The sequence below is a fragment of the Streptomyces sp. NPDC015032 genome (assembly GCF_043080425.1).
Taxonomy (GTDB): domain Bacteria; phylum Actinomycetota; class Actinomycetes; order Streptomycetales; family Streptomycetaceae; genus Streptomyces.
Genome location: NZ_JBIBVN010000002.1, coordinates 236,909 through 258,648, shown reverse-complemented (window position 1 = coordinate 258,648; position 21,740 = coordinate 236,909). Strand labels below are relative to the sequence as shown.

Here is a 21,740-nt window from a genome sequence, read left to right as displayed (position 1 = left end):
TGGCCCACGGTAGAGGGGCGTTGACGGACCGCTCAAGCCGCTCCGCCGCCGGTCAGCTGCGACGTCTTGAGGACCACCAGGGCGACCAGCGCCACCAGCAGCACACCGCACGCGGCACATTGCGCGAGGCTACGCCGCTTCGCCGGGGCGTACGCGTACACGAGCGTGACGGCGCCGCCCGTCAGCAGTCCGCCCAAGTGGCCCTGCCACGAGGCGAATCCGGCCGAGATCAGCATCCAGAGCAGGAACCCCGCCATGAACCGGTTCACCGCCCGCATGTCCCGGCCCAGGCGCCGGTTGATGATGTAGAAGGCCGCGCCGAGACCGAAGACCGCACCGGACGCACCCACTGTGCTGTCGGACGGCGCGATCAGATACACCAGGACCGAACCGCCCAGCGCGGACAGCAGATACAGCGCGAGGTACCGGACCCGGCCCAGCTGCTCCTCGACGACGCGGCCGAGGTTCCACAGCGCATACATGTTGAAGAGGATGTGCAGCACTCCGAACGGCAGCGAGCCGAAGGACGATCCGCCCGGCGGAAGATGCAGGAAGGCGCCGGTCAGCAGCCGGTACCACTCACCGTCCACCACACCGATCGCGTCGAAGCCGGGGAAGTTTCCCGCCTGGTAGACGTACTGGCCCCCGTCGGGGCCGTTCAGTCCCGCGCCGAGCATCGCGAACCGGTCGACGATTCCGGGCCGGACCAACTCGCCCAGATACGCCAGGACGTTGAGACCCATCAGCACGTACGTGACGAGCGGTACCGCGGTCCTGGGCACCGTGCCGCCGAACGCCGTGCGCGCCTGCCGGACCGAACGCTGCCCCTCCTTCACACAGTCCACGCAGTGGTGGCCGACGGCGGCCTCACGCATACAGTCGGGGCAGATGAAGCGTTCGCAGCGGGTGCAGCTCACATATGTCTCGTACGACGGATGGCGGTAGCAGGTGGTGGCTGCGGCGTCCACGGCGGGCTCCTTCACGGTGGGCGGGTACGAGCGGCCGGTGGGGACGGCGGCGATCAAGATAACGAACACCGCGGCCCGGGGCCCATGCGGGTGCCTTACGCTCGTGGTTCTGACACATCGAGGATCGGAGCATCCGCATGGCCGGCTCGTGCGCCGCAACAGGTCCGGCCATCAGCCTCCGCAAGATCGAGGAGACCGCACCCGCGCTGGTGAGTCTCTACAAGAGCGCGTCGGTCTCGCTGACCAGGCGCGGCATGAGCGGCGAGCGGGCCGCGGTCTATCTGGTGCTCGACTACTCCGGCTCCATGAGGGAGTACTACAAGGACGGCAGTGTCCAGGCCCTGGCCGACCGGGTACTGGGCCTCTCGGCGCACCTGGACGACGACGGCCGCGTACCCGTCGTCTTCTTCTCCACCGGCATCGACGCCGTCACCGAGATAGCCCTGGACAACCATCGCGGCCGGGTCGACGAGATCGTGGCGGGCCTCGGACACATGGGGAAGACCAGCTACCACCTGGCCATGGACGCGGTCATCGACCACTACCTCGACAGCGGCTCGACCGCCCCCGCGCTCGTCGTCTTCCAGACGGACGGCGGCCCGATCAGCAAGCACGCCGCGGAACGCTACCTCTGCAAGGCGGCAAGGCTGCCGCTGTTCTGGCAGTTCGTCGGCTTCGGCAACAAGCGCAGTACGCAGTTCGACTTCCTGCGCAGGCTCGACGAACTGGCCGTACCCGCCAAGCGCCCCGTCGACAACGCCGGCTTCTTCCACGCCGGGCCCGACCCGCGCACGGTCCCGGACGCCGAGCTGTACGACCGGCTGGTCGCCGAATTCCCGCAGTGGCTGGCCGCGGCCCGGGACCGGGGGATCGTCCGGTGACGGCCCGGGTGCTGCGGGCGGCCGACCGGACGGCCACGCCCTGGAAGAACGGCGGGGGAGTCACCCGGGAGATCGCGGCGTTCCCCGAAGGGGCGCCGCTGGACGCCTTCGACTGGCGGGTCAGCCTCGCCGATGTGTCCCGGGACGGGCCGTTCTCCGCGTTCCCCGGGGTCGACCGCACGCTGACCGTGGTCGAGGGTGCCGGGATGGACCTCCTGGTGGGCGGCGAGCACCACATCGTCGACGAGCCGTACTGGCCGCACGACTTCCCCGGTGACCTGGAGACGTACGGCAGGCTGCTCGGCGGCCCGGTCGTGAATGCCAACGTGATGTACCGCAGGGCGCGCACGAGCGCGGAGGTCGCGGTGGTGCGCGGCACCGTCCGGCTGTCGGCGCCCCGGGGCGGGGCGGTCCTGGCCCTCGCGCTGGAGGACGGTGCGGTGCTCGACGGCCCGGGCATCGGACTCGACCGCTACGACGCGGTGCTGGCGCAGGGCGAATCGCCGGGGGTGCTCCGGACCCTGGGGTGGGCCCTGGTGGTCACTCTGTCCCGAGGATGAGCCGTCGGGCGGACGCTCCGGAAACCCGACAGAAGATGGTCTGGCGGACGCTCCGGAAATCCCGACAGAAGATGTCGGGTTTCCGGGGTTCCATGGCCTCATGACATCGAGTTCGTGGAAAGAGTTCCGGTCGGCGCAGCCTGCCTTCGCCGATGCCGTCCAGGCCCGTTTCGGGCAGTACAGGCACCAAGTCCTGGCGACCCTGCGCAAGGACGGGTCGCCTCGGGTGACCGGCCTGGAGGTGGACATCCGGTTCGGTGAGCTGTTGCTCGGCATGATGCCGAACTCGCGCAAGGCGCTGGACCTGCTGCGCGACCCGCGGTTCGCGGTGCAGGCCAACCCGGGACCCGACGCCGAGATGGCGGACGGCGACGTCCGGGTCTCCGGCCGCGCGGTGGAGGTGACCGACCCCGGGACCCTGGCCCGCTTCGTCGAGGAGGCGAAGCCGCCGGAGCCGTTCCAGCTCTTCCGCGCGGAACTCCAGGAAGTGGTGCGCACCACCCTGGAGTCCGAGGAGCTGGTGGTACAGGTGTGGCGGCCCGGAAAGCCGTTGCGCACGATCCACCGGGCCCCGGACTACAGCGCTCCGTACGAGACCTGACCCCGGCCGTTCTCAAGCTCCTCCCATGAACCCAGGGGCAGGGGAGGGGCCCCCGGGCCGGCCGGTGCCAGCACCCGCGCCCGGCAGGCCCCCGGCGTCCCCCACGCGTCCCGCAGCGGACGCGCCTTCCGCAGCCAGAGCGCCAGATCGAGCTCCTCCGTGTACCCCACCGCGCCGTGCAACTGGAGCGCCGCCCGCGCCGCCGCGTACCCCGCCTCACCGGCCGTCACCTTCGCCGCCGCCACCCGCGCATCGGCGTCCGGCGCCTCCCCGGCGAGCGCGAGGGCCGCCCCGTACAGCAGCGGCCGGGCGAACTCCAGCCCGATCAGTACGTCCGCGAGCCGGTGCTTCACCGCCTGGAAGGAGCCGATGGCCGTACCGAACTGGGTGCGCTGCTTCACGTACCCGACCGTGGCCCGCAGCAGCGCCTCGCCCACGCCGAGCGCCTGCGCGGCCGTCGCGAACGCCGCCCACCGAGCGGCCCGCGCCGCCGCCCCGGCCACCCGGGGCCCGGACATCAGCAGCTCCCCGCCCGGCTCGGGGCGCCACAGCCGCCGGGCCGGGTCGGACGACAGGCTGAGCGCGCCGGGCCCGGACGCGAGCCGCAGTTCGCCACCGGCCACCGTGAACACGGCGTCCACGGCATCCGCGTCCAGCGCATACGGCCCGTACCCGTCCATCCGGAGCGTCGCCGAGGCCGCGCCCGATGCCAGCCGCGGCAGCCACTCCTTCGCCGCCGCACCGCCCACACCCCCCAGCAGCACCCCGGCCGCGACCGTCTCCACCACCGGCCCCGGGACCGCGTGCCGCCCCAACTCGGTGAAGGCGACCGCGATTTCGACCGGAAGCGGCCCGACGCCCTCGTACGCCTCCGGTACCGCGAGAGCGAACACCCCCGCCCGCGCCAGCCGCGTCCACAGATCCCTGCCCGCTCCGTGGTCCCCGACGGCCCAGGCGCGTACCGCGGCAGGGGTGTCCGCGGCCGTCAGCATCGCGTCCAGTGAGCGGGCGAACTCCCGCTGCTCCTCGTCCAGGAGGAAACGCATCAGCGCCGTCCCTTCGGCAGGCCGAGCAGCCGTTCGGCGATGATGTCGCGCTGGATCTCGTTCGTGCCGGCGTAGATGGGGCCCGCGAGGGAGAAGACGTACCCCTCGGCCCACTCCCCGTGGGCGAGTTCACCGTCCGCGCCCAGCAGATCGAGCGCCGTCTCGTGCAGCGCGATGTCGTACTCGGACCAGAAGACCTTGTTGAGACTCGACTCGGCGCCGATGGCCGTCCCCGCCGCGAACCGTGACGCGTTGGCGCAGGTGAAGAGCTGGTACGCGTGCGCCCCGATCACCGCGTCCGCCACCCGGTCGCGCAGTGCCGTGTCCGACGGGTCGCCGTGGGCGCGCCACAGCCCGGCCAGCCGGTCCGCCGCGGCCAGGAAGCGGCCGGGGGAGCGGAGCGTCAGCCCGCGCTCGTTGCCCGTTGTCGACATGGCGATACGCCAGCCCTGGCCGGGTTCCCCGATCACGTCCTCGTCCGGTACGAACACCTCGTCCAGGAACAGCTCCGCGAAGGCGGGCTTGCCGTCGAGCCGCCCGACCGGCCGGACCGACACCCCCGGTGCCGACAGGTCGAACATCAGATACGTCAGCCCGTGGTGCGGCTTCGCGGCTCCCGGGTCCGTACGGAAGATGCCGAACGCCCGGTCGGCGAACGCGGCCCGCGAGGACCAGGTCTTCTGCCCCGACAGCAGCCAGCCGCCGTCCGTGCGCACCGCCCGCGAGCGCAGCGACGCCAGGTCCGAGCCCGACTCCGGCTCGGACCAGGCCTGTGCCCAGATCACCTCGCCGCTCGCCATCGGCGGCAGGACCCGGGCCCGCTGCTCGTCCGTGGCGTGGTCGAAGAGTGTCGGGGCGAGGAGGTTGATGCCGTTCTGCGAGACCCGGCCGGGGCCGCCCGCCGCGTAGTACTCCTCCTCGAACGCCAGCCACCCGAAGATGTCGACGCCCCGGCCGCCGTACTCGCGCGGCCAGGAGACGACCGACCAGCGGTCGGCGTGCAGCCGCGCCTCCCACTCCCGGTGCGCGGCGAATCCCTCGGCGGTCTCCAGGGACGGCAGCGGCCCGGCTGGCACGTTGGACCGCAGCCACCGGCGTGCCTCGGCCCGGAACGACTCCTCCTCGGCCGTGCATGACAGATCCATCACGCACCCGCCTTCTTCATCGAGGCGATGTCCATGCCGCCGAGCGGGTCCGCCGCCGTCTCCGCGTTGTGCGCGTGGGCGAGGTGGTGCAGCCCGAAGACCGAGTCCAGGCCGGTGTGCAGCCCCTGAAGGTCCTCGGCCTGGTTGACGGCGCGCTTGGTCAGGGCCAGCCCCAGCCGCGGCATCCGGGCGATCCGCAACGCCAGCTCATGGGTGGATCCGGCGAGTTCGCCGCGCTCCACCACCGTGTTCACCATGCCGACCTCGTACGCCCGACGGGCGCTCATCCGGTCGCCGGTGAACAGGAACTCCTTCGCGATCCGGGGCGGCATCACCCACGGGTGCGCGAAGTACTCGACGCCGGGGATGCCCATCCGGACCACCGGATCGGCGAAGAAGGCGTCCTCGCTCGCCACGATCAGATCGCAGATCCAGGCGAGCATCAGCCCGCCGGCCACACATGCCCCCTGCACGGAGGCGATGACCGGCTTCGGCAGCTCGCGCCAGCGCCTGCACATGCCGAGGTAGACCTCCGACTCGCGGGCGAAGCGGCTCTCCGCGCCGGCCTTGTCGGAGTGGTCCCACCACAGGCCGGCCCTGCGCTCGAAGGGCAGATGGGCGTCGCGTCCGGGCGTGCCGATGTCGTGGCCCGCCGAGAAGTGCTCCCCGGCGCCCGCGAGGACGACCACCTTGATCTCGGAGTCCTCGGCGGCCCGGTAGAACGCGGCGTCCAGGGCGTAGGTCATCGCCGAGTTCTGGGCGTTGCGGTAGCGGGGGCGGTTCAGCGTGACGCAGGCGACCGGGCCCCGGCGCTCGTACAGCACGGGGTCGTCCTGGGAGTGGCCGGCGGAGGCGTCGTGGGCAGCGGGCATCGGCTCATCCTTCCCTAACAAGTGTTTGGTAGATTAACGTACGGGCACGAGCACCGTCGAGGATCCGTGGGCCGGGACCGAGGAGGCATGGGCATGAGTGCACCGCAGTACGTACCCGGACACGGGCTGCTGGCCGGCCGCGGCGCCGTCGTCACCGCGGCCGCGGGCGCCGGAATCGGCGGAGCCACCGCCCGCAAGTTTCTTGAGGAAGGAGCCCGTGTCGTCATCGGCGACGCGCATGCCCGGCGGCTGAAGGAGACCGAGCGGGCTCTCGCCGAGGAGTTCGGCGCCGACCGTGTTGCCGCCCTGCCCTGCGACGTCACCGACGAGACCCAGGTCCGGACGCTCTTCGCGTGCGCCGAACAGGCCCACGGCGGTCTCGACATCGTCGTCAACAACGCGGGCCTCGGCGGCACCGCGGAACTCACCGAGATGACCGACGAACAGTGGACCAAGGTCCTCGACGTCACCCTGAACGGAACCTTCCGGTGCACCCGGGCCGCTCTGCGCTCATTCAGGGCGGCGGGGCACGGCGGCATCGTGGTCAACAACGCCTCCGTCGTCGGCTGGCGCGCACAGATCGGCCAGGCCCACTACGCCGCCGCCAAGGCGGGTGTCATGGCCCTCACCCGGTGCGCCGCGGTCGAGGCCGCCGAGTACGGCGTACGCGTCAACGCCGTCGCCCCCAGCCTCGCCATGCACCCGCATCTGGTGAAGGTCACCTCCGCGGAACTCCTCGACGAACTGACCGGGAAGGAGGCCTTCGGCCGTTACGCGGAGCCGTGGGAGGTCGCCAACGTCATCGTCTTCCTGGCCAGCGGCTATTCCTCGTACATGACGGGAGAAGTCGTCGCGGTCAGCAGTCAGCATGCCTGAGCGGGCACCTGCCGCCGCGTCCGCGGGGGCATCCGGCAGGGCATCCGGCAGGGCATCCGCGCGGCCGTCCAGCGGGCGGAGAATGGGCGGGTGCCTACCAAGAAGAAGCCCCAGGTGACCCCCTCGCCCGAGCGCCGCCGCGAACTGCTCGACACCGCCGCCGAGGTGTTCGCCGCGCAGGGCTACAACGCCACCACCGTCCGCAGGATCGCGGACGAGGCCGGGATGCTCGCGGGCAGCCTCTACTACCACTTCGACTCCAAGGAATCGATGATCGACGAGATCCTCTCGACCTTCCTCACCGAACTCTGGGAGGGGTACGACGCGGTGCTCGCCGCCGGACTCGGCCCCCGGGAGACGATCGAGGCCCTCGTCACCGAGTCCTTCCGGGAGATCGACCGGCACCGTGCCGCTGTCGCCATCTACCAGAAGGAGTCCAAGCACCTGGCCGCCCAGCCGCGCTTCCATTACCTCGTCGACTCCCAGCAGAAGTTCGAGAAGGCCTGGCTCGGCACGCTGGAACGCGGCGTCGCCGACCGGACCTTCCGCGCCGACCTCGACATCCGCCTCACCTACCGCTTCGTCCGCGACACCGTCTGGGTCGCGGCGTCCTGGTACCGGCCCGGCGGACAGCACAGCCCCGAGGAGATCGCCCGCCAGTACCTCTCGATGGTCCTGGACGGCATCGCACTGGACACCTAGACCACCTCCGGTAAACCACCAAGGAGCAGCAGTCATGGCCGAGGCATACATCGTCGAAGCGGTACGCACCCCGGTCGGCCGGCGCAAGGGGGGAATGGGCGGAGTCCACCCCGCCGACCTCGGTGCCCACGTGCTCGGGGCCCTCGTCGAACGGGCCGGAATCGACCCGGCGGCCGTCGAGGACGTGGTCTTCGGCTGCCTCGACACCGTCGGGCCGCAGGCCGGCGACATCGCCCGCACCTGCTGGCTGGCGGCCGGACTGCCCGAGGAGGTCCCCGGCGTCACCGTCGACCGTCAGTGCGGCTCCTCCCAGCAGGCCGTGCACTTCGCCGCCCAGGGCGTCCTCTCCGGCACCCAGGACCTGGTCGTCGCGGGCGGCACCCAGAGCATGACGCAGATCCCGATCGCCTTCGCCTCCCGTCAGGCCGCCGAACCGCTCGGCCTGACGGACGGCCCGTACGCCGGCAGCGAGGGCTGGCGCGCCCGGTACGGCGACGCGCCGGTCAACCAGTTCCACGGCGCCCAGCTGATCGCCGAGAAGTGGGGCGTCAGCCGCCTCGACATGGAGGAGTTCGCCCTCCGCTCCCACCGGCGTGCGATCCGTGCCATCGACGAGGGCCGCTTCCGGCGCGAGACCGTCGCCGTCGGTGGCGTCACCACCGACGAGGGGCCGCGCCGCGACACCACGTTGGAGAAGATGGCGGCCCTCGAACCGGTGCTGGACGGCGGCACGATCACCGCCGCCTGCTCCTCGCAGGTCTCCGACGGGGCCGCCGCCCTGCTCATCGCCTCCGAGCGCGCCGTGGCCGAGCACGGCCTGACCCCGCGCGCCCGCATCCATCACCTCTCCGTGCGCGGCGAGGACCCGATCCGCATGCTGTCGGCGCCGATCCCGGCCACCGCGTACGCGCTGAAGAAGACCGGAATGACCATCGACGACATCGACCTGGTCGAGATCAACGAGGCGTTCGCCCCGGTCGTGCTGGCCTGGCTGAAAGAAACCGGAGCCGACCCGGACAGGGTCAATGTCAACGGCGGTGCGATCGCCCTGGGTCACCCGCTCGGCGCAACCGGTGCAAAATTGATGACGACGCTGCTGCACGAGCTGGAGCGCACGGATGGCCGATTCGGCCTGCAGGTCATGTGCGAGGGCGGCGGCCAGGCGAACGTGACGATCATCGAACGGATCTGACGCCCTCCGCTCCGGCTCGGCCCGGGACACGGCTGCCGCGCAGCTCAGGCGCGGCTGCCGAACCGATTCGGCACCGGTCGGGGGAGAGATTTCGACGCCGCTTCGAGCCCGCTCCGGGCCAGTTGTCCCAAGGGTCCGGGCGAAAATCCGCCGACCTGCGGCGCGGCGTGTTCCACCGCTGGTCGGCAGATCGTGCTACGGTTGCCGTGTTGCAGTTTTGGTACCCATGAACATTATGTGCGCCTGACGGGAATGCTTCCTCAGGCGCATTATTGTTTTCCGGCTTTCTCCGGATGGGGCTCAATGCGGCGACTTGGAATTCGTAAAGTGCGAATTTCCGGCACTGCACCTCTTTTAGGAGAATGACATGGCTACTGGAACCGTGAAGTGGTTCAACTCGGAAAAGGGCTTCGGCTTCATCGAGCAGGACGGCGGCGGCGCCGACGTCTTCGCCCACTACTCCAACATCGCCACCTCGGGCTTCCGTGAGCTCCAGGAGGGCCAGAAGGTCTCCTTCGACGTCACGCAGGGCCAGAAGGGCCCGCAGGCGGAGAACATCGTCCCGGCCTAATCGCCGGACGCGTACCTCGCAGCCGGGGCCCGCACCGTGAAGGTGCGGGTCCCGGTTTGTGCTGTCCTCAGGACATGGTGCAGACGTGCCACCGTCCCGCAGAGGCTCCCGGTACTTCTCAGCAGTCCCCAGCAGTCCCCAGCAGTTCCCAGGAATCCCCTAGGAATCCTCAGGAATCCCCCAGGAGGGCAATTCCGTATGACCCGCTCCGAACGCCAGGACCGACCCGCCCGCAACCGCCCGTCGAGGGGGCGCGGCACGGCCCCGGCAAAGGCAACCGCTAAGGGTTCCGGCAAGGGATCCGGCAAGGCGTCGCCCCGTCGCAGGGCCACGCCGCCGCAGGGCGAATTCGCCCTGCCGGAAACCATGACCCCCGCACTGCCCGCCGTCGAGGCGTTCGCCGAGCTGGACATGCCCGCAGCCCTGCTGAAAACCCTTGCCGCGCAGGGCGTCACCGATCCGTTCCCGATCCAGGGCGCCACCCTGCCGAACTCGCTCGCCGGCCGGGACATCCTCGGCCGCGGCCGCACGGGCTCCGGCAAGACCCTCGCCTTCGGCCTCGCGCTGCTGGCCCGCACCGGCGGGCGGCGCGCCGAGCCGCGCGCCCCGCTCGCGCTCGTCCTCGTGCCGACCCGCGAGCTGGCCCAGCAGGTCACCGACGCGCTGACGCCGTACGCAACGTCCGTGAACCTGCGGCTGGCCACGGTCGTCGGGGGCATGTCGATCAGCAAGCAGTCCGGCACGCTGCGCCGCGGAGCCGAGGTGCTCGTCGCCACGCCGGGCCGGCTGAAGGACCTCATCGAGCGCGGCGACTGCCGCCTCGACCAGGTCGCCATCACCGTCCTCGACGAGGCCGACCAGATGGCCGACATGGGCTTCATGCCGCAGGTCGTCGCGCTGCTCAAGCAGGTCGAGCCGGACGGTCAGCGGATGCTGTTCTCCGCGACGCTCGACAAGAACATCGACCGGCTGGTCAAGATGTTCCTGACCGACCCCGTCGTGCACTCGGTCGACCCGTCCGCGGGCGCGGTCACCACCATGGAGCACCATGTGCTGCATGTGGCCGACGAGACCGACAAGAAGGCCGTCGCCACTCGGATCGCCGCCCGCGACGGCCGGGTGATCATGTTCGTGGACACCAAGCGCGCCGCCGACCGCTTCGCCAAGCGGCTGCTGGCCAGCGGTGTCCGGGCTGCCGCCCTGCACGGCGGGCGCTCGCAGCCGCAGCGCAACCGGACGCTGGACCAGTTCAAGAACGGTCAGGTCACCGCGCTCGTCGCGACGAACGTGGCGGCGCGTGGCATCCATGTCGACGACCTCGACCTGGTCGTGAACGTGGATCCGCCGACCGATCACAAGGACTACCTCCACCGCGGCGGGCGCACGGCGCGTGCCGGGGAGTCCGGCAGCGTCGTCACCCTGGTGCTGCCCGAGGAGAAGCGGGAGATGACCCGGCTGATGGCCGATGCGGGCATCGCTCCGCGGACCACCCGGATCAAGTCCAGCGACGAGGAACTCACCCGGATCACCGGGGCCCGTGAGCCGTCCGGTGTCGCGATCGTCATCGAGGTCCCCCAGCCGACCCCGCCGAAGCCGCGCACGCGGTCGGCCGGGGCCGCGGCCGGTGGCGCGGGCTTCCGCTCGGGGAGCCGCGGCCGTGGCCGGCGCGGTGGTGCCGGGCAGGGCGGCGGCGGTGAGGGCCGGAGCGCGGGCGGTTCCTCCCGCGTCGCCGGTGCGGGCGGTTCGGCTCGTGGTGCCGGTGCCGGTGCCGGTGGTGGCCGTGGCCGTGGCAACAGTGAGGCGCGTGGTTCCGGGGCCGGGCGCTCCGGGGCCGGACGCGGTGGTGCCGCGGCCGGGCGTGGCCGCAGGGCCGCGTAGCCGTACGGACCGGCATGTGCGAGGGGCGCCCGGAGAGATCCGGGCGCCCCTCGCGCGCCCGTACCTGTCACCTACACCTCCGCGCCCTTCGCGCGGGTCACCGCGCCGAGCGCCGCGTGGGCCTCGGCCATCACCCGGTCCACCAGCTCCGCACAGCTGGGCAGGTCCTCGATCAGGCCCGCCACCTGGCCCGATGCCATCACGCCCAGATCCGTGCGGCCGTCGACCATGGACGCCTTCAGAAGCATCGGGGTGTTGGCGGCCAGCAGGACCTGGCTCCAGGACAGGTCCTTGCCGTGTTTCATCGCGAGACCGTCGCGCACCATCCGGGACCAGCTCAGCCCGGAGATCCGCTTGAAGCCCGCCGCCCGGCGCACCGCCCGGGCCAGCGCCCGGACCCGGCCCGCGTTCTCCAGCGCGGCGACCATCTCCGTACGCAGCATCCGGTGCGGGAGCCCGTCCACCGCCGTGGTGACCGTGACGTCCCTGACGCCCGCCGCCAGATAGCGGGCCTTCACCGCGTCCGGCACGGTCGAGTCCGAGGTCAGCAGGAACCGGGTCCCCATCGCGATGCCCGCCGCCCCGTACGCCAGCGCCGCGACCAGGCCCCGGCCGTCGTGGAAGCCGCCCGCCGCGATCACCGGAATGTCCACCGCGTCGACCACCTGGGGCAGCAGCACGGTCGTCGCCACCTCGCCGGTGTGCCCGCCGCCCTCGCCGCCCTGCACGATCACCGCGTCCGCACCCCACGCCGCGACCTTCTCCGCATGGCGCCGGGCGCCGATCGACGGGATCACGACCACGCCCGCGTCCTTCAGTTCGGCGATGAGCCCCTTCGAGGGGGCCAGCGCGAAGGACGCCACCCGCACGCCCTCGTCGATGATGATCCGTACCCGTTCGCGCGCGTCACCGGCGTCGGCACGCAGATTGACGCCGAAGGGCTCGTCGGTACGGGACTTGACCTCCCGCACCGCTTCCCGCAGCCGCTTCGGGGTCATGGTCGCGGAGGCGAGGATGCCGAGCGCGCCCGCCCGGGCTGTGGCGGAGACCAGACGGGGGCCAGCGACCCAGCCCATGCCGGTCTGGACGACGGGGTGGCGGACGCCGACGAGCTCCGTGAGCGCGGTCCGCATCAGGCCCCGACCTCGCGGTTCCGGGTCCCCCGCGGGTCGATGACCTCGCGGATCAGGTCCAGCTCCGCGGCGGTCGGCTCCCGGGTGCATGGGACGTCGTCCGCGATCGTGAGGGCGAAACCGGTGGCCTCGCGGACCTGGTCGACGGTGACGCCGGGGTGCAGCGAGGCGAGGCGCATCGAGCGGTCCGGGGTGGCGAAGTCGAGGACACCGAGGTCGGTGACGACGCGCGGGATGCGGTGGTAGCGGGTCGCCGACGGACCGGCCGCAGCGGCACTGTCGTAGCCGACCCCGCAGATCATGTCGACGCGCTCGACGAAGACCCGGGTGGAGTGTCTGGGTATCCAGTAACTCACCGGGTTGTTCAGGGTGTTGACCGGTGCTCCGCGCACGCCGAGTAATTGGCGGGCGGGCTGTTCCCAGTCGCCGATGCAGGAGATGTTCTGGTTGCCGAACCGGTCGATCTGGCTCGCTCCCATCATCACGTGACGCCTGCCGCCCGTGACCATGGTGAGGTGCCGGCGGTACGGCAGCCAGCCCTCCGGCGTGCCGTCCACCCCGATGATCAGCGCCTCGCCGTCGGTGAGCAGCAGATCGGGCGAGAAGGTGTGCCGGGCGAGCCGGGCGCCGATGGACGGGATGAGCCCCATCGGGCTGGCGAGCACCTCACCGTTGTCGCGCCAGGCGTCGGCGCAGGCGATCACGCAGTACTCGGCCCGGGTGGCGGCGGGGGCGGTACGGGCGTCGGTGCCGGTATCGGCCGTAGTCGTGTTCTCCGTGGTCACTTCTGCTCCTCGTGCCAGGTCCGGACGGCTGCCCAGTAGCTCTTCTCGTCGCCCCGCGCGGGCAGGAAGCGGTCGCTGAAGGCCGCCCAGGCGTCGGGGTCGGCGGCCGCGGTCGCGTACGCCTTCTGGAACGCCTCGTCGCGCGGGTGGTCGGGGACGCAGGAGGTGAAGTGCGCGCCGTTCGGGGTCTCGACTACGCCGGTCACGGAGTGCCGGTTGACGAGGAGGGTCTGCGGGGCGGCCTTCTCGGTCAACTCGGCGGTGTCCACGAGGCGTTCGCAGGAGACGTAGGCGTTGTCGGCGGCCTCGCAGAACAGGTCGTCGAAGTACGGGTCGGGTCCGAGGTACTGGCCGTTTCCGAACCGGTCGGCGCGGTTCATGTGGACCAGCGCCGCGTCCATCCGCAGGGCGGGCATCGCGACGAACTCCTCGCCGTCCGCGTACGGCGAAGCGACCGTGCGCAGGCCCGGGTTGACCCGCATCACGTCCGAGCCGATACCGGCGCGTACGGGGAGGAACGGCAGCCGGTTCGCGGCGGCGTGCAGCCCCCACATGAACATCGCCTCGTCGACCTCCATCAGCTCGAACGCGCCGCGCTGACGGGCCGCCCTGAAGTGCGGTTCGAGCGGGATCGAGTCGAGCGTGGTGAAGGCCGCGACCAGCTTGCGAATCTTGCCGGCGGCCGCGAGCAGGCCGACGTCGGGTCCGCCGTACGCCACCACGGTGAGATCGGTGATCTCGGAACGGAGCAGGGCCCGGACCAGCGCCATGGGCTTTCGGCGTGAGCCCCAGCCGCCGATGCCGATCGTCATCCCGCTGCTGAGCCGGGAGACGACCTCCTGCACGGTCATGGTCTTGTCGGTCCGCCTGCCGGTACCGGCACCGGCGATTTCGGTCATGGTCATGCCTCCTTGCCGAAGGTGTCGCGGACGCGGTCGGCGACACCACTGAGGTTGGCCTCGAAGGTGAAGCCCTGCTCGAAGCGGTAGCTGCGGCGGACGTCCACCGGGTCGATGCCGTTGAGGGCGGCTTTGGCCAGCCGGATCAGATACCCGTCCTTGCGGGCGATCTCGCCGGCCAGCTCCAGCGCGGCGTCCAGGAGTTCGGCACGCGGCACGACCTTCCAGACCGAGCCGTGGGCGTGCAGTTCGGCGGCGGTGGCGGTGCGCGAGGTGTAGTAGAGCGCGCGCATCAGATGCTGGGGCACGAGCCGGGCCAGATGGGTCGCCGCGCCGAGCGCGCCCCGGTCCAGCTCGGGCAGGCCGAAGGTCGCGTCGTCGCTCGCCACGATCGCGTCCGCGTTGCCGACGAGGCCGATGCCGCCGCCGAGGCAGAAGCCGTTCACCGCGGCGACGACCGGGACCTCGCATTCGTACACGGCCGAGAACGCCTCGTAGCAGCCCCGGTTGGCGCCGATCAGGGCGTCGTGCCCGGTGTCGCGCTGCATCTCCTTGATGTCGACGCCCGCGTTGAATCCGCGACCGGCGGCGGCCAGCACGACGCAGCGGACCTCGGGATCGCGGCCCGCGGCGCGAACGGCGCCGGCGAGGTCGTACCAGCCCCGTACGGGGAGCGCGTTGACGGGCGGATGGTCGACCGTGACGAGTCGGATGCCCTTGCCCGGACTTGTGGTGGAGACACCCATGAGCGCATCAGCTACCTTTCCACCAAACATTTGTTAGGTGTGGAAGGTAGCAGCCTGCCCCCGCATCGCCAACAAGGAGATGTCTGATGAGTGCAAGCAGTGCTGGACGGGACGGAGGACGGGAGAGGGGAGGTTCCGGAGGGCTGTGCGAGGGGCGCGTGGTGATCGTGACCGGTGCCGGGCGCGGCCTCGGCCGGGCCCACGCGCTCGCGTTCGCCGCCGAGGGCGCGAAGGTGGTCGTCAACGATCTGGGGGTCGGCCCCGGCGGCGACGGCGGCTCGGACGGTCCGGCCCGGCGGGTCGTCGACGAGATCGTGGCGGCGGGCGGCGAAGCGGTCGCCCACGGGGCCGACATCGCCACGGGGCCAGGGGCGGCGTCGCTGATCGCTGCCGCGCTGGAGACCTTCGGGCGGCTGGACACCCTGGTCAACAACGCCGGGTTCCTGCGCGACCGGATGCTGGTGAATCTGGCCGAGGACGACTGGGACGCGGTCATGCGGGTCCACCTGAAGGGCCACTTCCTGCCCCTGAAGCACGCGGCCGCGCACTGGCGGGCGGAGGCGAAGGCGGGCCGTGCGCCGGTGGCCCGGGTGATCAACACCAGTTCCGGCGCGGGCCTGCTCGGCAGCGTCGGGCAGGGCAACTACTCCGCGGCGAAGGCGGGCATCGTGGGGCTGACGCTGGTCGCCGCCGAGGAGTTGGGGCGGTACGGGATCCAGGTCAACGCGATCGCCCCGGCGGCCCGGACCCGGATGACCGAGAGGACGTTCGCGCAGACGATGGCGGCACCGGGGGAGGGGGAGTTCGACGCGATGGCCCCCGGGAACGTCTCACCGCTGGTGGTGTGGCTCGGCTCGGCCGCGAGCGACGGGGTGACCGGGCGGGTCTTCGAGGCGGAGGCCGGCCGGATCACGGTCATGGAGGGCTGGCGGCCCGGCCCCACCGTGGACCGGGGCGCGCGGTGGGCGCCGGCGGAGGCGGGGGAGGCGGCACGGAAGCTGCTGGCGGAGGCGGGGGCGGCGCGGCCGGTGTACGGGGCGGCGCCCGGTCCCTCCGGCGATTGAGGGGGAGCGGGGCCCGGGGCGTTTCAGGTGTTGCAGTCCAGCACCGTCCGGCACAAGCCGCACCGGGCCCGCACCCGGCCGCGCACCGGAACGCGGATCCGCTGGAGGCAGGTGGGGCAGGCGAAGGAGACCCGCAGCCCCTGCGGGCCGTTCTCGAAGGAGTACGGGGCGTCGGAGCCCGGGGGTGTCGGTGCGCCCGGGTGGTCCTGGGCGTACCGCCGGTCCCTGGCGTAGCGGTGACGGCCCGCCCAGCCCGCGGCCACGAGGGGCGGCTGCCGGGTGTCGTGGGCGGCCCGGGCGCGGCCCTTCGTGTAGGCCGTGTACGCCTGCGGGCTCGTGAACCACGGTGAGGGGTCCTCGTCGAAGGCGAATGCCCGCTTGGCGAGGACGTAACCGAACTCCTCCGGGGTGAGATAGCCGAGCTTCTGGCTGGAGACGGCGTCCTCGCGGAAGGCGTCCAGCAGCAGCCACCCCGCGCCCAGGTAGGTCGTCGCGGTGTCGGTGAGGATCTCGTTGTCGCGCGTGCCGGGGAACTCCAGGCCGAGGCGGTGCAGCAGCACATGCATGACCTCGTGCGAGAGCGCGGCGCCGATGTCCCTGCGGTGCGTGCGGAAGCGGTCGTTGAGTTCGATGAAGTACTCGGGCCCCGCGGCGAGTTCGACACCGGCGGCGTGTTCCATCGTCCGGAAGCCGACGATCATCCGGGCCTCCGGCAGACGCAGGTGCTGGACCACGGCCCGCGCCACCCGCTGGGCGCCGAGATACAGATCGTCCTGGTCGGAGAAGGCGGCATCGACGGGGGCGAGGCTCGGGGCGTAGCCGCGGACGCCCTCGTACGACAGCCTCCGGTACAGGGCTGTGATCGCGGACCGGACGGTGTCGAGGTGGGGGAAGCCGTGGACCACCGGACCGCCGCCCCGGCCGTTGCCCCGGCTGCTGTCCGTCACGTCCCCACCCCCATCCGCGACGCTCGACCCGGCCTCCACTGTAGCCGGAACGCTCTGGATGATCTTGGCCGAAAAGTGAATCTTGTGGGGCCCGTGATCACTTCCCGATAATCCGGATCGTGCCTTTGTCGGGAGCATGACCATCGACGGTTCCGTCCATGGCCGGGCCCGGACGCCGGCGCGTACACCCCCCACAGGAACCCCCACGAAAGAAGGCAGTCCGTTGAAGCAGCTTCTGCGCGCAGTGAAGAGATGCTCCGTCATAGCCGCCGTGGTCCTCGCGGCCGTCAGCCTTCAGCCCGCCGGAGCCTCCGCGGCCCCCACCCCGGTCGTCGGCGGAACCCGCGCCGCCCAGGGCGAATTCCCGTTCATGGTCCGGCTGTCGATGGGCTGCGGCGGTGCCCTCTACGCCAAGGACATCGTCCTCACCGCCGCGCACTGCGTGGACGGCTCGGGCAACAACACCTCCATCACGGCCACCGCGGGCGTGGTCGACCTGCAGTCCTCCAGCGCGACCAAGGTCAAGTCCACCAAGGTCCTCCAGGCCCCCGGCTACACGGGCCAGGGCAAGGACTGGGCGCTCATCAAGCTCGCCAAGCCCATCGACCAGCCGACCCTGAAGATCGCCACCACCACCGCGTACAACAACGGCACCTTCAACATCGCCGGCTGGGGCGCGGCCACCGAGGGCGGCGCCCAGCAGCGCTACCTGCTCAAGGCCACCGTGCCGTTCGTCTCCGACGCCGACTGCCAGGCCGCGTACGGCAGCGACCTCGTCCCCGGCGACGAGATCTGCGCCGGACTGGTCGACACCGGCGGCGTCGACACCTGCCAGGGCGACTCCGGCGGCCCCATGTTCCGCAAGGACAACGCCGGAGCCTGGATCCAGGTGGGCATCGTCAGCTGGGGCCAGGGCTGCGCCCGGCCCGGCTACCCGGGCGTGTACAGCGAGGTCTCGACGTTCGCCGCCGACATCGCCTCCGCGGCGTCGACGCTCTGACCCCGGTCCCGGTTCCGGCCGGGCTCTGACTCACAGCCCGGTTCCGGCCAGGCTCTGACTCACACCTGAACGTCCCCGGGGGTGCCCGTCCGGACGGGCACCCCCGGGCCCAGCTCCGCATAGGGCGCGCCCGCGTCCTCCAGTTCCAGCACCCACACCTCGTTGGCCCCCTCCCGCAGCACCGGCCCCGGTACGTAGAGCGTCCGCTGCGGACCCGCCGACCAGTAGCGCCCCAGGCAGAAGCCGTTCACCCAGACGAACCCGCGCGTCCAGCCCGGCAGTTCGAGCCCCGCGTGCCCGGTGCCGTCCACCCCCGCGACGTCGAAGGTGCCCCGGAACAGCCCCGTGCGCCCGGCCCCGTCGACGCTCCCGAAGGCCACTTCGGCCAGCGCGTCCGGCTCCTCGAACGCCTCCAGCCGCAGCGCCCGGGCCCGTACACCGTGCAGGAACTGCCGCTCGTGCAGCACCCCGCCGGTGATCCCCTTGGGCTCACCGAGCCGCGGCCCGTAGTTGACACGGCCCAGGGACTCCACCCACAGATCGACCTCCGCGGGCGCGGCCACCGGCTCGTCCAGCGTGCCGTTCTCGTCGCTCAGCACACCCGCGCGGACACCGTTCACGTACACCACGGCCCGGTCCCGGAGCCCCGTCACCCCCAGGGTGTACGGGCGGCGCGGGCCGGGGACGTCGACCCGGTAGCGCACCAGGCCCCGGTCGAGCTCCAGCTCCTCGAAGGTCGGCGGAACGCCGGCCGGCACCGGTTCCTCATCGCCCAGCGCCTCCAGGACGGCGGTCAGCGTGGCATGGTCCGTCAGCTCCGCCCGTACCGGAGCGGCAAGGCCGACGGGCTCGGGCGGCAGCTCCGGAAGGGGCCCGTCCGCGTACGCGGCGAGCACCGCGCGGAACTGCCGGAACTTCTCGGTGGGACGGCCGTACTCGTCGATCGGCGCGTCGTAGTCGTACGAGGTCACCGTCGGCAGGAAGTCCTGGTCCTGGAGCGGACCGGACCGGTTGGCCCCCGCCCATCCGGCGAAGTTCGTGCCCCCGTGCGCCATGTAGATGTTCACCGAGGCCCCGCACTCCAGGATCTCCCGCAGCGCGTCGGCGGCCTGCCCCGGATCGCGTACGACCGGCTCGGCACCCCAGTGCTCGAACCACCCGCACCAGAACTCCATGCACATCAGCGGCCCCTTCGGCTGATGGCGGCGCAGCACCTCGAAGGCCTCCCGCGCACCCGAGCCGAAGTTCGCCGTGGCGAGCAGCCCCGGCACGGAGCCGCCCGTGAGCATGTGGTCCTCCGGTCCGTCGGAGGTGAACAGCGGCACGGTCACCCCCTGCTCCCGGAGCATCCCGGCCACCCGCCGGAGATAGACCTGATCGGTGCCGTAGCTCCCGTACTCGTTCTCCGCCTGCACCATGATCACCGGACCGCCGCGTCCGATCTGCCGCTGCACCACCTGCGGCAGCAGCGCGGCGAACCACCGCTCCACGGCGCCCAGGTACTCCTCGTCACGGGTCCGCGCCCGTCGTCCGAACCGCCCCGTCACCCAGACCGGCAGACCGCCGTTCTCCCACTCGGCACAGATGTACGGGCCCGGGCGGACGATCGCCCACAGCCCGGCCCGCTGGGCCGCGTCCAGGAAGCGGCCCAGCGCCGCCACGTCCCGGAACCGGCCGGGCCGCGGCTCATGGAGATTCCATGGCACGTACGTCTCGACGCAGTTGAGGCCCAGGGCGCGCAGCATCGACAGCCGGTGATCCCACTGCGCCTCGTGGACCCGGAAATAATGCAGGGCCCCCGACAGCAGCCGTACGGGCTTCCCGTCGAGCCGGAAGTGGTCGTCCCCCACGGTGAAGTCAGCCATCGTGCTCGTACTCTCCTGTGCGCGCGGTCCCCCGGGGTCGCACGGCCCCGGGGTCGCACGACGGCACGCACCACGGAGCGGGCGAACCCGGGAGAAATGTTGCAACCAACCCTCACCCCTGGCGCGCGGCCGGTCCATGGACAAAGATCACTGCTGTTTGGACACAATTGTTCGGATCGGCGCAAGGAAAGCGCAAGAAGAACGAAGGGGGAGGAAGAAAGGCCGATGTACCACACCTGGATGCGCTTCTTCACCCCCAGCCCGCTCCACCACCGGCTGGGCCTCGTCTGCCTGGGCGTGGGTCTGCAGCACGGCGCCCTGCCGACGGTCGGCCCGCGCACCCTGGACCATCACGTGGCCGTCGTCATCAGCTCCGGCAGCGGCTGGTTCGCCGGCTCCGACGGCCGCCGCGTGCCCGTCGTCGCGCCCAGTCTGATCTGGCTGACCCCCGGCACCCCGCACCACTACGGCGCAGATCCGGGCACCGGCTGGGACGAGAGCTTCGTCGACTTCACCGGCCCCGCCACCGCCACGTACACCGAGCTCGGCTACATCGAGCCCGACCGCCCGCTCGTCCCGCTCGCCGACACGGCGGGCCCTCGCGCCGCGATCGGACGGATGGTGCGTGCCGCACGGCGCGGCAACCCGCTCCTCGAAGTCGAGACCGGCGCCGCCGTCCATGAACTCCTCGTCGCCCTGCGCCGGGCCCGCGCCGACGTCAGCCCCGACGGCGACCCCGTCCTGCAGGCCCTCGCCCGGGACGCCTTCCAGCCGCTGTCCGTCGCCGAACACGCCGCCCGGCACGGCATGACACCCGCCGAACTGCGCACGGCGGTACGGCGGGGCGCCGGCTGCAGCCCCAAGGACTACCTCCTCGGCATCCGGCTCGGCCGCGCAAAGGAACTCCTCGCCGCCACGGACCTGCCGGTCGCCGCGGTCGCCCGGCGGGTGGGGTACGACGACCCGGCGTACTTCTCCCGCCTCTTCGCCCGCCGGGTCGGTGCGGCCCCGGTCCGGTTCCGCGAACAGCAGGGCCGCAGCGTGCCGGGCGGCTGGAGCGACCAGGTGCCCGATCCGGATCACCCGCCGACGATCAGCCCCCTGGGCCCGGCCGACTGAGCCGCACCCCGTTGCGCCGGGCGTGATCCGAACGAAAGGCCCTAAGGGCTGTCCCGTAATCCCTGGCGGGCGCACGACGACAGCTACGGCACCTCGCCGCGTTGTCGGAACGTCCGAATACATCCAGTATGCGGACGTCCCTCCGCCTTGCGATGCACCGCATCTGACGCCGCGCGCTGATCCACCAGGGATTACGGGACAGCCCTTAGGCTCGCTGACCATGACCACGAGGAACATCGACGAGTCCGTGAGCGCGGAACTGAACCGGCTGCGCGAGAGCATCGACAACATTGACGCCGCGGTTGTCCACATGCTCGCCGAGCGCTTCAAGTGCACCCAGCAGGTCGGCCACCTCAAGGCCGCCCACCAGCTTCCCCCGGCCGATTCGGCCCGCGAGAGCCGGCAGATCGCCCGCCTGAGGCAGCTGGCGGAGAGCGCGCACCTGGACCCGGCCTTCGCGGAGAAGCTGCTGAACTTCATCGTGGCGGAGGTCATCCGCCACCACGAACGGATCGCGGAGGAGTCGGCGAACGGGGACGCCGGGGCCTGAACGGCCCCGCCCGTACCCGCGGCGGATCAGTGCGGCATGTCGTCCAGGGCGGTGGAGACCTCGGTGACCTGCAAAGGCTCCACCACCATCAGGGTAACGATGCGTTCGTGCGGATCGGCCCCGGCGACGGTACGGAAGTGCCCCGCGGTGTACCGCTCCTGAGCGGCAACGTCCTCAGCATCCGGGGCGGCCACGGGCCTCCGCCCCCCCGAACCGGCACCGCCCGAAGCCCCCGGCGGACTCCGCAGAGCCCCCGGCGGACCCCGCAGAGCCCCCGGCGGACCCCGCAAGGCCCCGGCCGTCGCCGCTCAGCCCTGGGAGAACCCTCCTGCGCCCCGCG

The 21,740-nt window shown here is 71.7% G+C and carries 23 protein-coding genes; 12 read left to right on the top strand and 11 right to left on the bottom strand.

Translation table 11 applies throughout. The features are described from left to right. Positions 1-32 precede the first annotated feature (32 nt). Positions 33-968, bottom strand: coding sequence for a rhomboid family intramembrane serine protease (locus ACF08M_RS04065; protein ID WP_392183972.1), 936 nt, complete (start codon positions 966-968; stop codon positions 33-35). Positions 969-1,105: 137 nt separating this feature from the next. On the opposite strand from ACF08M_RS04065, the gene ACF08M_RS04060 reads away from it, so the two are divergent. The 3 genes from ACF08M_RS04060 to ACF08M_RS04050 all read left to right on the top strand — a co-directional run bounded on the left by ACF08M_RS04060 (position 1,106) and on the right by ACF08M_RS04050 (position 3,010). Then, positions 1,106-1,849, top strand: coding sequence for a vWA domain-containing protein (locus ACF08M_RS04060; protein ID WP_392183653.1), 744 nt, complete (start codon positions 1,106-1,108; stop codon positions 1,847-1,849). Beyond that, positions 1,846-2,409, top strand: a complete 564-nt coding sequence (locus tag ACF08M_RS04055; RefSeq protein ID WP_392183652.1) for a HutD family protein — start codon at positions 1,846-1,848, stop codon at positions 2,407-2,409. Before ACF08M_RS04060 ends, ACF08M_RS04055 begins: the two co-directional genes overlap by 4 nt. A 100-nt stretch (positions 2,410-2,509) precedes the next feature. Then, complete coding sequence (locus tag ACF08M_RS04050) at positions 2,510-3,010, top strand: pyridoxamine 5'-phosphate oxidase family protein (RefSeq protein ID WP_392183651.1); 501 nt, start codon at positions 2,510-2,512, stop codon at positions 3,008-3,010. Here the strand turns inward: ACF08M_RS04050 and ACF08M_RS04045 are convergent. From ACF08M_RS04045 to ACF08M_RS04035, 3 genes are read right to left on the bottom strand one after another with little or no spacing between them, the layout of a single operon-like run. Then, entirely contained in the window at positions 2,986-4,056 is a 1,071-nt protein-coding gene (locus ACF08M_RS04045; RefSeq protein ID WP_392183650.1) for an acyl-CoA dehydrogenase family protein, read from the bottom strand. The two genes, ACF08M_RS04050 and ACF08M_RS04045, sit on opposite strands and share 25 nt — an antisense overlap. Further along, positions 4,056-5,201: an acyl-CoA dehydrogenase family protein gene (locus ACF08M_RS04040; RefSeq protein WP_392183649.1), complete on the bottom strand. Its 1,146-nt coding sequence runs from the start codon at positions 5,199-5,201 to the stop codon at positions 4,056-4,058. The genes ACF08M_RS04045 and ACF08M_RS04040 overlap by 1 nt, the downstream gene beginning before the upstream one ends. Then, the gene (locus ACF08M_RS04035) at positions 5,201-6,073 is read right to left on the bottom strand and encodes an enoyl-CoA hydratase (protein WP_392183648.1); all 873 of its coding nucleotides are present in this window, start codon (positions 6,071-6,073) and stop codon (positions 5,201-5,203) included. The genes ACF08M_RS04040 and ACF08M_RS04035 overlap by 1 nt, the downstream gene beginning before the upstream one ends. A 93-nt stretch (positions 6,074-6,166) precedes the next feature. Here ACF08M_RS04035 and ACF08M_RS04030 point away from each other — a divergent pair, with 93 nt between their 5' ends. From ACF08M_RS04030 to ACF08M_RS04010, 5 genes are all read left to right on the top strand, one after another. After that, positions 6,167-6,949, top strand: coding sequence for an SDR family oxidoreductase (locus tag ACF08M_RS04030; RefSeq protein WP_392183647.1), 783 nt, complete (start codon positions 6,167-6,169; stop codon positions 6,947-6,949). 90 nt (positions 6,950-7,039) lie between these two features. Next, complete coding sequence (locus tag ACF08M_RS04025; protein WP_392183646.1) at positions 7,040-7,651, top strand: TetR/AcrR family transcriptional regulator; 612 nt, start codon at positions 7,040-7,042, stop codon at positions 7,649-7,651. A 34-nt stretch (positions 7,652-7,685) separates the two neighbouring features. Then, entirely contained in the window at positions 7,686-8,843 is a 1,158-nt protein-coding gene (locus tag ACF08M_RS04020; protein WP_392183645.1) for an acetyl-CoA C-acetyltransferase, read from the top strand. A 367-nt stretch (positions 8,844-9,210) separates the two neighbouring features. Beyond that, positions 9,211-9,414, top strand: a complete 204-nt coding sequence (locus ACF08M_RS04015; protein ID WP_003969786.1) for a cold-shock protein — start codon at positions 9,211-9,213, stop codon at positions 9,412-9,414. 198 nt (positions 9,415-9,612) lie between these two features. Continuing rightward, positions 9,613-11,292: a DEAD/DEAH box helicase gene (locus ACF08M_RS04010; RefSeq protein ID WP_392183644.1), complete on the top strand. Its 1,680-nt coding sequence runs from the start codon at positions 9,613-9,615 to the stop codon at positions 11,290-11,292. 71 nt (positions 11,293-11,363) lie between these two features. Here ACF08M_RS04010 and ACF08M_RS04005 read toward each other — a convergent pair whose 3' ends face one another. The 4 genes from ACF08M_RS04005 to ACF08M_RS03990 are packed head-to-tail and all read right to left on the bottom strand — an operon-like array spanning position 11,364 to position 14,855. After that, positions 11,364-12,425, bottom strand: coding sequence for an NAD(P)H-dependent flavin oxidoreductase (locus ACF08M_RS04005; protein ID WP_392183643.1), 1,062 nt, complete (start codon positions 12,423-12,425; stop codon positions 11,364-11,366). Continuing rightward, a complete protein-coding gene (locus ACF08M_RS04000) occupies positions 12,425-13,210 on the bottom strand; it encodes a CoA-transferase subunit beta (RefSeq protein ID WP_392183642.1) in 786 nt (261 codons plus the stop codon). The genes ACF08M_RS04005 and ACF08M_RS04000 overlap by 1 nt, the downstream gene beginning before the upstream one ends. Then, positions 13,207-14,115, bottom strand: a complete 909-nt coding sequence (locus ACF08M_RS03995; protein WP_392183641.1) for a CoA transferase subunit A — start codon at positions 14,113-14,115, stop codon at positions 13,207-13,209. The genes ACF08M_RS04000 and ACF08M_RS03995 overlap by 4 nt, the downstream gene beginning before the upstream one ends. Then, complete coding sequence (locus ACF08M_RS03990; RefSeq protein ID WP_392183640.1) at positions 14,112-14,855, bottom strand: enoyl-CoA hydratase family protein; 744 nt, start codon at positions 14,853-14,855, stop codon at positions 14,112-14,114. The genes ACF08M_RS03995 and ACF08M_RS03990 overlap by 4 nt, the downstream gene beginning before the upstream one ends. Before the next feature lie 86 nt (positions 14,856-14,941). Between ACF08M_RS03990 and ACF08M_RS03985 the strand changes: the two genes are divergently transcribed. Continuing rightward, positions 14,942-15,919 (top strand): SDR family oxidoreductase, encoded by a 978-nt coding sequence (locus ACF08M_RS03985; RefSeq protein ID WP_392183639.1) that lies wholly within the window; start codon positions 14,942-14,944, stop codon positions 15,917-15,919. Positions 15,920-15,942: 23 nt separating this feature from the next. On the opposite strand, the gene ACF08M_RS03980 is transcribed toward ACF08M_RS03985, so the two are convergent. After that, the gene (locus ACF08M_RS03980; protein WP_392183638.1) at positions 15,943-16,866 is read right to left on the bottom strand and encodes a hypothetical protein; all 924 of its coding nucleotides are present in this window, start codon (positions 16,864-16,866) and stop codon (positions 15,943-15,945) included. A gap of 223 nt (positions 16,867-17,089) precedes the next feature. On the opposite strand from ACF08M_RS03980, the gene ACF08M_RS03975 reads away from it, so the two are divergent. Next, complete coding sequence (locus tag ACF08M_RS03975) at positions 17,090-17,866, top strand: S1 family peptidase (RefSeq protein ID WP_392183637.1); 777 nt, start codon at positions 17,090-17,092, stop codon at positions 17,864-17,866. 59 nt (positions 17,867-17,925) lie between these two features. On the opposite strand, the gene ACF08M_RS03970 is transcribed toward ACF08M_RS03975, so the two are convergent. Next, positions 17,926-19,731, bottom strand: coding sequence for a beta-galactosidase family protein (locus ACF08M_RS03970; protein ID WP_392183636.1), 1,806 nt, complete (start codon positions 19,729-19,731; stop codon positions 17,926-17,928). A 225-nt stretch (positions 19,732-19,956) separates the two neighbouring features. Between ACF08M_RS03970 and ACF08M_RS03965 the strand changes: the two genes are divergently transcribed. Both ACF08M_RS03965 and ACF08M_RS03960 read left to right on the top strand, forming a co-directional pair. Continuing rightward, complete coding sequence (locus tag ACF08M_RS03965) at positions 19,957-20,850, top strand: helix-turn-helix domain-containing protein (protein WP_392183635.1); 894 nt, start codon at positions 19,957-19,959, stop codon at positions 20,848-20,850. Between the two features lie 220 nt (positions 20,851-21,070). Continuing rightward, positions 21,071-21,400: a chorismate mutase gene (locus ACF08M_RS03960; RefSeq protein ID WP_392183634.1), complete on the top strand. Its 330-nt coding sequence runs from the start codon at positions 21,071-21,073 to the stop codon at positions 21,398-21,400. Between the two features lie 26 nt (positions 21,401-21,426). On the opposite strand, the gene ACF08M_RS03955 is transcribed toward ACF08M_RS03960, so the two are convergent. Further along, entirely contained in the window at positions 21,427-21,594 is a 168-nt protein-coding gene (locus tag ACF08M_RS03955) for a hypothetical protein (RefSeq protein ID WP_392183633.1), read from the bottom strand. Between the last annotated feature and the right edge of the window lie 146 nt (positions 21,595-21,740).

What these genes read in the sequence shown, in the direction of transcription:
- ACF08M_RS04060 (WP_392183653.1), top strand. Translation starts at nt 1,106, where the DNA reads ATGGCCGGCTCGTGCGCCGCAACAGGTCCGGCCATCAGCCTCCGCAAG.
- ACF08M_RS04050 (WP_392183651.1), top strand. Translation starts at nt 2,510, where the DNA reads ATGACATCGAGTTCGTGGAAAGAGTTCCGGTCGGCGCAGCCTGCCTTC.
- ACF08M_RS04045 (WP_392183650.1), bottom strand. Translation starts at nt 4,056, where the DNA reads ATGCGTTTCCTCCTGGACGAGGAGCAGCGGGAGTTCGCCCGCTCACTG.
- ACF08M_RS04040 (WP_392183649.1), bottom strand. Translation starts at nt 5,201, where the DNA reads ATGGATCTGTCATGCACGGCCGAGGAGGAGTCGTTCCGGGCCGAGGCA.
- ACF08M_RS04035 (WP_392183648.1), bottom strand. Translation starts at nt 6,073, where the DNA reads ATGCCCGCTGCCCACGACGCCTCCGCCGGCCACTCCCAGGACGACCCC.
- ACF08M_RS04030 (WP_392183647.1), top strand. Translation starts at nt 6,167, where the DNA reads ATGAGTGCACCGCAGTACGTACCCGGACACGGGCTGCTGGCCGGCCGC.
- ACF08M_RS04020 (WP_392183645.1), top strand. Translation starts at nt 7,686, where the DNA reads ATGGCCGAGGCATACATCGTCGAAGCGGTACGCACCCCGGTCGGCCGG.
- ACF08M_RS04015 (WP_003969786.1), top strand. Translation starts at nt 9,211, where the DNA reads ATGGCTACTGGAACCGTGAAGTGGTTCAACTCGGAAAAGGGCTTCGGC.
- ACF08M_RS04010 (WP_392183644.1), top strand. Translation starts at nt 9,613, where the DNA reads ATGACCCGCTCCGAACGCCAGGACCGACCCGCCCGCAACCGCCCGTCG.
- ACF08M_RS04005 (WP_392183643.1), bottom strand. Translation starts at nt 12,425, where the DNA reads ATGCGGACCGCGCTCACGGAGCTCGTCGGCGTCCGCCACCCCGTCGTC.
- ACF08M_RS03995 (WP_392183641.1), bottom strand. Translation starts at nt 14,115, where the DNA reads ATGACCATGACCGAAATCGCCGGTGCCGGTACCGGCAGGCGGACCGAC.
- ACF08M_RS03990 (WP_392183640.1), bottom strand. Translation starts at nt 14,855, where the DNA reads ATGGGTGTCTCCACCACAAGTCCGGGCAAGGGCATCCGACTCGTCACG.
- ACF08M_RS03985 (WP_392183639.1), top strand. Translation starts at nt 14,942, where the DNA reads ATGAGTGCAAGCAGTGCTGGACGGGACGGAGGACGGGAGAGGGGAGGT.
- ACF08M_RS03970 (WP_392183636.1), bottom strand. Translation starts at nt 19,731, where the DNA reads ATGGCTGACTTCACCGTGGGGGACGACCACTTCCGGCTCGACGGGAAG.
- ACF08M_RS03965 (WP_392183635.1), top strand. Translation starts at nt 19,957, where the DNA reads ATGTACCACACCTGGATGCGCTTCTTCACCCCCAGCCCGCTCCACCAC.
- ACF08M_RS03960 (WP_392183634.1), top strand. Translation starts at nt 21,071, where the DNA reads ATGACCACGAGGAACATCGACGAGTCCGTGAGCGCGGAACTGAACCGG.